The organism is Bacillus sp. FSL K6-0042, from assembly GCF_038006685.1.
GTDB lineage: Bacteria > Bacillota > Bacilli > Bacillales > Bacillaceae_G > Bacillus_A > Bacillus_A pseudomycoides.
Window position 1 is genome coordinate 1,191,962 of record NZ_JBBOVS010000001.1, and the last position, 12,684, is coordinate 1,204,645.

Here is a 12,684-nt window from a genome sequence, read left to right on the forward strand (position 1 = left end):
GTTATAATAAAAATGAACGAGCATGTAGCCAAACCAAATTTTCTCAATATACTTATATAAAATTTAAAAAGGAATACGGATGTAAAAAACGAATCTTATTCACTAAAAGGAGTGGATTTGATGGAGATGTATCAATGGCTAACTGCTGTTCTCATTGGTGGCATGACTGGTTTCGTTTCCCATCTTATCAATAACCAAGGCAAGTTATTGCTTCCACGCCGTTTAAAAACATTTTTTCATCTTGGGTTTTTCACTGATATTTTGACTGGTAGTCTTGCTGCACTTCTGGGACTCGTCTTATTTGATGTGATTACTATAAAAGAAATTATTAAAGTGTCCATTGTCACTGCCATTTCAGGGCAAACATTCTTACTTCATCAAGCCCTCGGCGGTGAACAGGCCAAAAACACACAGATTAGTAAAGTCGATGAAAAAATTCAAGAAATTGACAAATTATTACGGCGTTAATCTATACTTCATTTAAAAATTACTGTTATAATGAGGAATAAATATTTCTGAATTGCGTCGTCTGTCAGAAGAAAGGGTGTTTCGTATGCCAAAAAAGAAAATAGAAGATTTCTTAACAGACTCTGAAAAAGAGGAACTGATAGAAAACTATAAATGTTTACGAGCAGCCCGCACAAAGCGCGAAGCTAACTATTTTGGTGAGGCAGTCAATCACCTATTGGATAAAGCCCAAAAACGAATTATTGAAGAAGCAGGAATCGAAGATGAAAATGCTGCAACTGTTCAATCTAAACGAAAAGCACTGTTTTAGTAATGTGCCTAAAACAGTGCTTTTCACCCTTTTGTTCACATAATATTTTTATGGTTTCTCTTTAAGAAACAGCCCTCTGTTTTTCTCCTACTTCTTTCTTTATGTATCGATCACTTTTTCTAAACACTAGTAATGAAAAAACATATAAAGCAGCCGTAAAATAGCCAATTGATATAAAATTATGGAACGATGCAAATAGCATTCCCCCTACTGCCGCTCCAATTGTTTGTCCAATATACATAGAAGAGTTTGCTAACGCTGCCCCTGTTCCTCTAGCTGTGCTAGATATCTTTTGCAAATGACTCATCATTAGTACAAATAAAATTCCTGTGATAAAAAATAAAATCTGTTTATCTAAGGGGAGGATTTTTTTATGGAGGGGAAGTATAAAGAAAGAAGGAATATACATTGTTGATTCTAAAGAAGTAGTTAACAGTAATTTGAGGTAAAGATGATTGTGATATTGCATTCCATAAAAAAGAATGTTACTCTAAAAATAGAATTATGAGAGGACTGATGGATGAATAATGATTAACTAATCGATATTTTAATTTGAAATTAATAACTTCAAACTACAAAATATAGGGTTAGTCTATCCATTTTTCACAAATCAGTTCATACTTTATTTGTCATGATTCCAATGATTAATAAGGACTTATTAAGTATAAGTGAACTACTAATCCTTCCGATTACAAATTGGGAGGATTTTTTTATTCTCTTATAGGTAAGTTGATATTTATTAATCCGTAACTGTAACCTTACAAATAAAGGAGAGAAAAAAATGAGTAATTCAGACACTATTGTTACACATGTAATGCTCTATATAAGTCGTTAATATCCATCAAACTTATATGGAGGAATTAAAAAATTGATGGATATTCCGACTTTATATGAAAAGTGTTGATATATAAAGGAGGAATTATTATGTCAATGATAAAAGTTCAAGACTTAACTTTTTCATACCCAGGTAGCTTTGATAATATTTTTGAAGGTGTAAACTTTCAAATAGATACGGATTGGAAACTAGGGTTTATTGGTAGAAACGGACGAGGTAAAACGACATTCTTTAATTTATTATTAGGTAATTATGAGTATAGTGGGAAAATCACTTCTTCGGTAGAATTTAATTATTTCCCTTACCCAGTTTCGGATAAGAACAAGTTCACTCATGAAATCCTTGAAGAAATTTGTCCCCAAGCAGAAGATTGGGAATTTCTGCGTGAAATATCCTATTTAAATGTTGATGCCGAGGCCATGTATCGACCATTTAAAACATTATCAAATGGAGAACAAACAAAGGTGTTGCTTGCTGCACTGTTTTTGAATGAGGGTCAATTTCTATTAATTGATGAGCCAACAAATCATCTAGACACTGATGCACGAAAGATGGTCTCTAATTATCTAAGGAAGAAAAAAGGGTTTATTTTGATTTCACATGACAGAATCTTTTTAGATGGATGCGTTGACCATATCTTATCTATAAATAGAGCAAATATTGAAGTTCAAAGTGGTAACTATTCTTCTTGGAAGTTAAATTTTGATAGACAGCAGGAACACGAAGAGGCTACAAATGAGCGTCTTCAAAAAGACATAGGGAGATTAAAACAGTCTTCAAAGCGTTCAGCAGGTTGGTCTCATCAAGTGGAAGCTTCCAAAAATGGAACAAGGAATTCAGGATCTAAGTTAGATAAGGGTTTTGTAGGACATAAAGCGGCCAAGATGATGAAGAGAGCGAAGAGCCTTGAATCAAGGCAACAAAAAGCAATTGAAGAAAAGTCAAAATTACTAAAAAATGTGGAGAAAACTGAGTCGTTAAAATTAGAACAATTGAAATTTCAGTCAAATGAATTGGTTGTTTTGACTGATGTGTCTGTTAAGTATGATGACCAAATAGTAAATGAACCAATTAGCTTCATAGTTGAACAAGGGGACCGATTTGTACTTGATGGAAAGAATGGAAGCGGGAAAAGTAGTATCCTAAAACTACTTCTAGGACATCCAATACAGCATACAGGCTCAGTTAATTTAGGTTCAGGACTCATCATTTCCTATGTCCAACAAGATACTTCTCATTTGAAGGGATCGTTATCGGACTTTATTGAAGAACACGAGATTGATGAGACGTTATTTAAATCCATCCTACGTAAGATGGATTTTGACCGAATTCAATTTGAGAAAGATATATCTTATTATTCTGGTGGACAAAAGAAAAAGCTGCTTATTGCTAAAAGTTTATGTGAAAAAGCTCATTTATATATATGGGATGAACCATTAAATTTTATTGATATTTATTCGCGTATGCAGATTGAAGAGCTTATTCAACAATTTAATTCCACAATGGTTATTGTTGAGCATGATAAGGCATTTCAACAAACAGTTGCAACAAAAACTATATCTATATAGTTCAAAGTGAATGATTGAAGATATAATCAGTAAATCAAGTCATTAAACTATAGGGCGCTTTAATGGAGTGATGAAAAAAGCCTAATTTCTCTACAATAAATTGAGAAATTAGGCTTTTTAATAGGAAAAGTAGGATACATATTAACAGAATGCACTCATAAATGGGAATATGATATAAGACCATAAGGTTTTCCTACTATTAAAGAAGATGTTTAGGTTTGAATGATACAGGATTAGTTGTGTAATATTACCAATTGTGAATATAAAATAAAGTCACTACTTGGTTTATCTAGAGGTTAATCAATTAACAGGTATTGTAGTTGAACAAGCAATACAATAAATGATTAAACTTATTTATAAAAAAATAATTCGTTAGAATATTTTAAGAGCAAGTTTTGATCAATCTTTTTTCAAAACATCGCGACTTTATTTAAAATCAACATTCAAACCAACAAAAAAGACCGTACATATTATACATATCATATATGTGCAGTCCTTTTATTTTGATTTACTAAAACGTTATGACTCTAAGATAAGTCTAAATGAGATGTTTTTTAATAGCAATTATTCTTTTAATAAATCTATTAAACCATTTCCTTCAGATGTTCGCTCATATCCTAATGGTACAGTACGTTTAATGAGTTGTGCATAGATTTCTGGTTCTGATAACTTTCTTCCATATTCTCTTTCACATTGTTTGATCAGAAGGGCTAATGCTCCCGCAATATGCGGCGTTGCCATTGACGTCCCACTTAATACCGCATACTTTCCTTCAGGATAAGTAGAAAGTATTTCTTCTCCTGGAGCGACTAAATCAATTTCCTGATTTGAATTACTAAAACAAGCAAGTTTCCTTTCTAAATTAACAGCACCTACTTCAATTACTTCTGAATAAGCACCTGGAAAGTCTAATTCCTCTGTTTCATCACTGCAATCTCCATTATTTCCTGCTGCACATACAACGAGTACGTCCTGTTTCACCGCATGTTGAATGACTTCATGTAACTCTGGAACATCTTGTGGCCCGCCGAGTGACATAGAAATGATTCGTACCCGTTCTTGATTAGGCCCTCTCCAGCGCACTGCATAATCAATAGCCTCAATAATTTGTTGATAGCTTCCTGAACCATCTCCTGATAATACTTTTAACACTAATAACTTTGCAAGTGGAGCAACGCCCAGTACCCCTACCCCATTTTCTGCTGCTGCAATTGTTCCTGCAACATGCGTACCGTGACCATTATTATCAAGATAGATTTTCGGGTCCCCTTCATAATCTTCAGTAAAATTTCTCCCGCCAATAATTCGATCTTTTAAATCAACATGATTTATATCACAACCTGTATCTAAAACAGCAACGACAATGTCTTTTCCTTTTGCACTCTTTTCCCAAGCACCAGGAGCATGAATCAGTTGTACACCTGGTGGGATTTCGTTCACTTGCTCTATTACTTTATCGACCGTAAACGGAATTAATTGAATACCTTTTTGTTTATTCGCTGTACTACTGTTCACTATAACCCCTCCTAAAAATATATTATCCTCTCCACTGAATGCGCTTACATTTATAAATAACATTCGTTTTCTCACTTCCATTTTCCTGCTTCAAGATTTTTCTCAATACAAAAACGTCTTTCCCCTCAAATATTCTGACGAAAAAGACGTTTTTGAAATCCTATATTACTTCATTTTTTGCGGCCACAAACTCCATTTCTTTAATAAAAACATAATTGCTGGAACAAGTAATGTCCGTACAAAAAATGTATCGATAATAACCCCTAGTGCAACTACAAATCCAAACATAAACAGCTCTAATAAGGGCTGAGTAGTTAATACAGCAAATGTAGCCGCTAATATGATACCAGCAGAAGAAATGACGCCTCCTGTCGCTGTTAACCCATTTTCAATGGCTGTTCGTAGTGAATGGTGTGTAGCTTCTTCCCTAATGCGTGAAACAAGCATAATATTGTAATCAACCCCAAGTGCAACAAGGAATACAAATGTATATAATGGAATGCGATAACTCATGTCAGTATATCCAAACAAATGCTGGAATAAGAACATACTAAGCCCTAATGCCGCACAATATGATAACAATATCGTTCCAATCATATAAATTGGTGCAATGAGTGATTTTGTTTGAATACCTAATAAAATAAAAATTAAGATAGAGATTAACACAACGATTAATGTTGTATCATGATTATTAATGTCATGCAGATCCGCTTGCTTTGCTGTTTCACCTGCGAAATAAACATGACCATCCTTTACAAATTCACTTTCTTTACTTTGAAGCGATTGAATCGTGTCCATTGCTTGTAATGAGTATGGTTGATCTTTTAAAATTAATTGTACTTTTGCCGCTTTTCCATCCTCAGACAATAATTGACTTGTGTTCTTTTTAATCGTTTCAATAGAAGGATTCAACCCTTCTACACCTTTTTGTTTGTCTAGCTTTTCTACAAACTGTACGATTTCTTCATTTGATAATTTTCCCTCTTTATTTACTACAACTGTAATTGGTGCCAATTGACCAGGAGAGTATTTCTTTTCAATTAATTCATATCCTTGTCTGGATTCTAAATTGTCCGGGAAAGACTTTAATAGATTGAATGAATACTTAATTTGAAAAATATTCATTGAGCATACAATTAGAAATACAGCAACCGCTCCTCCAATAATATATGGTCTACTTACTACGGCATGACTCACCTTTTTCCATATCACGTGTTTTTCTTTTTGCTGCCCAACCTTTGGAATAAACGGCCAGAATGCTTTTCTACCAAACAACGTAAAGAGGGCAGGTAGTAATGTAATTCCACCTAGAATAATGACAACAAGCGCAATAGAAAATAGCGGGGCGAAGTTTCGATAACCATTATATACTGCGAAAAACAGCATTAACATCGAAGCAAGCACAGTACTCCCACTAAAGAAAATCGGTTCGCCTACCCTTCTCATCGCTTGCTTCATACTTTCATATTTATCTTCACGCTTTTGCAACTCTTCCTTGTACCTTGCAAAAATAAATAAAGCATAATCCGTTAACGCCGCAAATAATAAGATTGACATAATCGACAAGGATTGTGATTTTATTTCGAGGCCAAATTCACCAAATAAACCAAGGGTTCGGTCGATTACTTGGTACACAATAATTGCCGCTATGAGTGGAATAACTGCTAATAGTGGCGAACGATAAATCATAATTAATAATACAAAAATCAACCCAATTGTTGATAATAGAAGTACTACATCAGCATTTTTAAAAATTTCTAACGTATCCGCAGCAATCCCTGCTGGACCAGTTATTTTTGCCTCCATATTAGAAGGTAATTCCTGTTTTAATTCCTTTTTCATTTGCTTTACCGTATTATGAATCTCTTCTACTTCTAAATTACTTGTCATTGTTACAGGTAAAATAAAACTTGTTTTATCTTCAGATAAAAAGCCCTTTAACATTTGGACTGGCATTTCACTGATTGGAACAATTTTCTCAACATGTTTGATTTTCTTACCTTCTAGTTTCTCAGCCATTCCTTGAATACTATGTAACTGTTCTTCCTTCATTTCCTCTTTTTGATCAAATACAATAATAGCCGGTAATCCTTCATCATTTGGAAAATACTTTTCTACTTGTTTTTCAGCTTGCAAGGATGCTGCGCTTTCCGGAATGCCATCACCACTTACATTATTTGCGTATTTCTTTGCTGGTTTGGAGACTCCTGTTAGTACAAGCATAATAATAATCCAAGATACAACAATGATTTTCGCACCTTTTTTACTACTCGCAAAGTCTGTTGTGCTCTGTAACCATTTCAACATACAAACCCTCCTTACACATTATTAACATTTAATAAAATTAATTAATAACTTTACACTATATGTATATTGCCTTCTTACAAACAAATAAAGTGTAGGACAAATATATGTGAAAAACAAGACTGTTCACAAAAACTACAAATCATTATTTGTATATGCAATTATTAAAAAATTACATGTAAACTCTTAAAAATATCCAAGTTTTTATTTATATAATAAAAACTCCCCTAACCTCATGTGTTAGGGGAATTTTATGAACTACTATATGTTAACTCATCCGCAATCTTTCCTTCAATTGCTTTAAATAACGAGATCGTATCAAAATGAAATATACAATTTGAATTCCTACAAATATACTTAATACAATTGCATTCTCTTTTAACAGCGAATACTCAAACATTTGTCCCAAAGTTGTTAATGCAACTGCACCGTGTAACGTTGCAACACCAATCGGAACAAAGAATAATAACGCTAATCGAATGGTTACTACTTTTGCTAACTCACCACTTGTTAATCCTACTTTTCGAATAGAATCAAATAAACGATAATCATCTTCTAAGTCAGAGAATAGGCGGAAGTATAGAAAGCTACCTGCACAAACAAAGAATACAATTCCGATAAAGAATCCTACAAATAAAACAGGTCCAGCAAATTGTAAAGCCTGATTTTGATCATATTCTGCCGCACTAAACCTTGAATGTTCTTGATAAGGTTTTATTTGGTTTGTGAGTTCTTTTCCAGCTTCAATTTCATTTTTTGTTTCCTTTGTTTTATACATGTAATCTTTTACTTCTTTGAATCCATCTTGTAGTAGATTATATTGAGTTTCTGAAACTACATAGATATTTCCAGTAAGTACTTTACCAAGAGAAGATGTGTTAACTTTTTTTACCTGCAACGATTTGTTATCATTCGGTAATTCAATTGTTGTTCTCTCTTTTTTCGGTGGACCTGGTATTTCTATCGATAGAAATAGTACTGCATTTTCAGTTAATAAATCAACTGGCTCCCCCGTTAACTTTGCATACTTTTTATAATCAGATTCTCTTACAAATGTCGCATCTCTTAGTGGTTTATTTTCAGTTTTCTTTGATACAATATCTATTTTTTCAGCAGATATCTTATGTTTCTTCAATGTTTGCCCAATGGCTTGTACATGCTGTAATTCGTTTCCATTCTCCTGTGCAGAGTGATAATGAAATGCAATCGGTTGATCCATCACTCCTTTTGTCATGGAAGCAAAACCAACTAACGTACCTATAGCTGAAAAAGCAACGGTCGAAATAATCGTTACAATAAAGAACATCCTTGCATTATCCCTCATTCGATACGCTAAATCTGAAAGAGTAATAATATTCGTTCTCGTCCAATACAACCGTTTACTCTTTTTACATGCTCGAATAATAAATACACTGAGCTGCTTATACAGTAAATATGTACCAATAATGACAACTGTCGTTACGGGAATCAACATAATAAAAACCATTACACCATGCGAAGTTAAAGCACCTATATATCCCACTCCAAGCAATACTATAGCTAAGAACGAAGAAATAATTGAAGCTTTTGGTTCAGGCTTTGCTTTTACTGAGCCTCTAAACAATTTCATGATTTGATTTTTACGAATCATCCCTGCACTAAAGAAAGAAATGATAATAAATAATATGAAAAACATAATGCTTGTTACACCGATTGCTGTTGTTGGTACATAGTATGATAAAGATAGATCTAACTTTAATAATAATGGCGCTACCAAAATCAATATACCCGAAAACAGCATGCCACAAATGATACCTGTAATAATTGCAGCGATACCGATCATAACATTTTCAAAAAAGATAAGACGCTTTAATTGAAATTTCGTCATACCTAGCATCATTAAAATCCCTAATTCACGCTTTCTTGTTTTTAAAAACATTCCCATTGAATACAAAATAAAGAAAAACGTAAAAAGATAAATAATGGCCTGTGCAACAGACATACTTACAAATACATATTGACCTAATTGGCCTGCGCTTAATGCAGGATGAAAAGCAAAAAATGAGTAAACAAAAAAGGCCATAATTGCAAATGTACTACTCAAAAAATAAGCTGAATACGTTCGTCTATTTCGCGTTACATTACGAAACGCTAATTCTCTAATATTCATATTGTACCTCCGCTCTTTCAATAACTATATCGCTATCATAATAAAGCGAAGAAATATCTTCCATCGATTCAAATGACAAAAACCTTACATTTTTGAAAGGTTACAGAAAAATTGATTAAACGAAACAGTTTCATTATAATAACTACATTCATATTCATACGTTCAACCTATTGTATATTCGCTAATTTTGCGAAATAATAAGGGTGGAGATATATGAATCAGTACATATAAACGTATTGCTTGTTCTATATGAATAGGAGGAAAACATAATGACATTACAAGAACAAATTATGGAAGCGCTGCATGTTCAACCTATAATTGATCCGAAAGCAGAAATTCGTAAACGAATTGATTTCTTAAAGGACTATTTAAGAAAAACAGGTGCAAAAGGATTTGTGCTTGGAATTAGTGGTGGGCAAGATTCTACACTAGCAGGTCGCTTAGCACAACTTGCAGTTGAAGAAGTTCGCAATGAAGGAGGCAACGTAACATTTATTGCTGTACGTCTTCCATATCACGTACAAAAAGATGAAGATGATGCACAGTTAGCACTACAATTTATTAAACCTGAACAATCTGTTGCTTTCGATATTGCAACAACAGTTGATGCATTTTCAAACCAATATAAAGACTTATTAGGAGAGTCATTAACAGACTTCAATAAAGGAAACGTCAAAGCTCGCATTCGTATGGTCACACAATATGCAATTGGCGGACAACAAGGTTTACTTGTTATCGGAACAGATCACGCTGCTGAGGCTGTAACAGGATTCTTCACAAAATTTGGAGATGGCGGTGCTGACCTTCTACCACTTACAGGCCTAACAAAACGTCAAGGAAGAGCTTTATTACAAGAATTAGGTGCTGAAGAACGTCTTTACTTAAAAATGCCAACAGCTGATTTATTAGACGAAAAGCCAGGTCAAGCTGACGAAACAGAATTAGGCATTACATACGATCAACTAGATGATTACTTAGAAGGAAAAGCAGTTCCTGAAGGCGTTGCCGAAAAAATCGAAAAACGTTATACAGTAAGTGAACATAAAAGACAAACACCGGCATCAATGTTTGATGATTGGTGGAAATAAACATATAAAGAAAAAAGAAGTCAATTTATATTGGCTTCTTTTTTGCAGACTTTGTTAAAATATTATTTTATTAACGATATACAGCTGTTTTCCCTTTCAGAATATCTTGCAAACAATCCTTATGCTGTTCATTAAATAGTACAGGCATTTGATCTAACGGGAAAAACTGTAAATCTAAAGTTTCTTCCCCATCTATCTTTTTACTTCCACCAATTATAGAGCATTTAAAGAACAATCCAATCGTCTGTACTTGATCCCCATTCGGATATGTATGAAAATATTTTGTATATACGCCTATAAACTCATCTACTTGCACCATATACCCAGTCTCTTCCCTTATTTCTCGAATTGCAGTTTCTTCAGCCGATTCTCCAATCTCCATTGCTCCTCCTGGAAATCCCCATCCTCCGTTATCTCCCCTTTTTTGAAGAAGTACTTCACCTGCTTCGTTAAAAACACAGCCACCAGAAAAATTTAATATCACACATTCATGCCCTACTTTTGTTCGTAGCTTTCTAATGTAATCAGCCATCTTAACTCCCCCAATACACCGTTCGTCTATTTCTATTTAATTATTTTTTATCTTTTTCAAGTAATTCAATAATTTTATCGAGTTTTTTCTCTATCTGGTCGGAATGAACATTTTTTGTAGAAGAATTTATTAGTAATCTCCGAATGAAAAGAGTGAAAGATACGACAAATAACACAATAAGGCCTATCATGACGCACAAGTAAATCATTGCAAATATATCATTTTCAAATAAAGACACATCATTCAACCCATTTCTATTTTTTATAATTTTAACATAACTTAACAATAAATAGAGTTTTAATCATGTGTTATCCATTCTAAAAATAATAGTTTTATCCCGCTATTTGCGGGCAGTAAGATCCCCACCTCAAAATTCAGCAGAAGCAAAGAGGAGCAACTGCCCGTAAAAGCCAGATTGGTGAGGGCTAATAATCAGTGGGGAATGGAGAAAGCCCCACTGATTAAAGTTTCATTTTATATGACTTAGTTATTTTAGCTTCCCTTGCTACTAACAACTAAGAAAAAAGAGTATCTACGGAAGATACTCTTTTCATTAATACTTAAACGTAATCGTCGCCAATGAATAGTCAGCTTGCGCACTATATGGAGCTACTTGATAAGAAACTCGTTTCACTCCGTTTGGCCAAGAAATTTCATTTAATACTTTTTTAACATCTTGCATCGTTCCATCCATAGACTGCTTATAGCGCACTTCTACTTTTTTAGGTTGTCCTGCAAATTGCTTCTGTAATTTTTTCTTTAATTCATTGTAGTTATCCGCTCCATATTTAGCAGATAAATATACAAGATTTGTATCCTTTAACATTTGCTGATATACCAGTGTTTTTGGACTTCCTACTTTGATTTTACTTGTTAATTCATTATAATAATTTGTTGTTGCTGCCGGATATTTACTCCGATCCCAGCTATGATCTTTACTTAATTGTTCATCAGACATATTAAAATATGAATAGGTTACACGTCCCTCTTTATCTGGAACCGGATCATCAAACGTAGTATCGAGATGATACCATTTCCCATCGATATTCACTAGATTCCAGGCATGCGCTTGCCCATCCCCCATCCCAGTTACGATATGGGATTGAATACCTGCTTCTTTTAATAATTGATAGGTTAATAATGTATATCCTTGACAAACCGCTGAACGATTCACCAACGCTTCATACGCCGTATAAGCTTTATAGGAAGTATCGTATGAAACATGTTTCACAACATAATCATGAATTGCTTTCACTTTTTCATGCTCATCCATGCCAACCTTCAAAATAGAACTTATAATTGATTTTGCTTGCGCCTTTACATGTTGCGTTTGTTCTTTTGATTCACGATATGTAATTTTTAATGTAAAAGTATAATTTCCTGGTATACCATGAATTGAATATTTTGTACTTGCTACATTGTATTTTAAGTACTCATCTGCATCTACTATCTTAGTATACTCTTTATAGAGCGTATCCATCACTTCTCTACCATTCTTAGCTTTTGTTTTATATGCGATTGTAATATTTTCTTCACGATTATCAATATGTTTTTTTAATTCTTTTTGGAAACTTTTTAATAATTTGGTATCCGGTTTTATATCGTCTACTTTTTCATTTGTAGCTGCATAAGATACTGCAGGAACTTGTAAACCACCAATCATAATCGTTGAACAAAGTGCGACAGCTGTTAAGTACTTGTTTGATTTCTTCATCTCATCTTGTCACGCCCTTCTACTTAAAATCATAAACAATGTTCATATATTTTTAAAGTATACAATACTTTTTCAAAAAGAAAATATGGGATTGTGCATATTTATTAATCATTATTTTATCATCACTAAATATCGAATTTTTAAAAAATATATCATAAAAGAAAAGCAGTAAACTCCTCAATAAGAATTAACTACTGCTTT

At 33.5% G+C, this 12,684-nt stretch carries 10 protein-coding genes and 1 pseudogene; 4 read left to right on the plus strand and 7 right to left on the minus strand.

All coding sequences use genetic code 11. The annotated features are described in order from the left end of the window. The first annotated feature begins 120 nt into the window (after window positions 1-120). Window positions 121-468: a DUF4257 domain-containing protein gene (locus MHH45_RS06325; protein ID WP_016114561.1), complete on the plus strand. Its 348-nt coding sequence runs from the start codon at window positions 121-123 to the stop codon at window positions 466-468. 85 nt (window positions 469-553) lie between these two features. Further along, window positions 554-778, plus strand: a complete 225-nt coding sequence (locus MHH45_RS06330) for a hypothetical protein (RefSeq protein ID WP_016114560.1) — start codon at window positions 554-556, stop codon at window positions 776-778. 61 nt (window positions 779-839) lie between these two features. On the opposite strand, the pseudogene MHH45_RS06335 reads toward MHH45_RS06330, so the two are convergent. Further along, window positions 840-1,124: pseudogene (locus MHH45_RS06335) on the minus strand (MFS transporter); the annotation flags it as partial. A gap of 578 nt (window positions 1,125-1,702) precedes the next feature. On the opposite strand from MHH45_RS06335, the gene MHH45_RS06340 reads away from it, so the two are divergent. Next, window positions 1,703-3,181 carry an Lsa family ABC-F type ribosomal protection protein gene (locus tag MHH45_RS06340; RefSeq protein WP_016114558.1) on the plus strand — a complete coding sequence of 493 codons (1,479 nt, stop codon included), beginning with the start codon at window positions 1,703-1,705 and terminating at the stop codon, window positions 3,179-3,181. 564 nt (window positions 3,182-3,745) lie between these two features. On the opposite strand, the gene MHH45_RS06345 is transcribed toward MHH45_RS06340, so the two are convergent. The 3 genes from MHH45_RS06345 to MHH45_RS06355 form a co-directional block, all read right to left on the minus strand. After that, window positions 3,746-4,696 carry a S8 family peptidase gene (locus MHH45_RS06345; protein WP_033671119.1) on the minus strand — a complete coding sequence of 317 codons (951 nt, stop codon included), beginning with the start codon at window positions 4,694-4,696 and terminating at the stop codon, window positions 3,746-3,748. 165 nt (window positions 4,697-4,861) lie between these two features. Next, window positions 4,862-7,003 carry an MMPL family transporter gene (locus tag MHH45_RS06350; RefSeq protein WP_088094497.1) on the minus strand — a complete coding sequence of 714 codons (2,142 nt, stop codon included), beginning with the start codon at window positions 7,001-7,003 and terminating at the stop codon, window positions 4,862-4,864. A gap of 265 nt (window positions 7,004-7,268) precedes the next feature. Further along, window positions 7,269-9,149, minus strand: a complete 1,881-nt coding sequence (locus MHH45_RS06355) for an FtsX-like permease family protein (RefSeq protein WP_016114555.1) — start codon at window positions 9,147-9,149, stop codon at window positions 7,269-7,271. 269 nt (window positions 9,150-9,418) lie between these two features. Here MHH45_RS06355 and nadE point away from each other — a divergent pair, with 269 nt between their 5' ends. Next, the gene (gene nadE / locus MHH45_RS06360) at window positions 9,419-10,237 is read left to right on the plus strand and encodes an ammonia-dependent NAD(+) synthetase (protein ID WP_016114554.1); all 819 of its coding nucleotides are present in this window, start codon (window positions 9,419-9,421) and stop codon (window positions 10,235-10,237) included. Window positions 10,238-10,307: 70 nt separating this feature from the next. On the opposite strand, the gene MHH45_RS06365 is transcribed toward nadE, so the two are convergent. The 3 genes from MHH45_RS06365 to MHH45_RS06375 all read right to left on the minus strand — a co-directional run bounded on the left by MHH45_RS06365 (window position 10,308) and on the right by MHH45_RS06375 (window position 12,483). After that, window positions 10,308-10,769: an NUDIX hydrolase gene (locus MHH45_RS06365; RefSeq protein ID WP_016114553.1), complete on the minus strand. Its 462-nt coding sequence runs from the start codon at window positions 10,767-10,769 to the stop codon at window positions 10,308-10,310. A gap of 40 nt (window positions 10,770-10,809) precedes the next feature. Further along, window positions 10,810-11,007, minus strand: coding sequence for a DUF4083 domain-containing protein (locus MHH45_RS06370; RefSeq protein ID WP_077294406.1), 198 nt, complete (start codon window positions 11,005-11,007; stop codon window positions 10,810-10,812). A gap of 315 nt (window positions 11,008-11,322) precedes the next feature. Beyond that, window positions 11,323-12,483, minus strand: coding sequence for a transglutaminase domain-containing protein (locus tag MHH45_RS06375; RefSeq protein ID WP_016114552.1), 1,161 nt, complete (start codon window positions 12,481-12,483; stop codon window positions 11,323-11,325). Window positions 12,484-12,684: the final 201 nt, after the last annotated feature.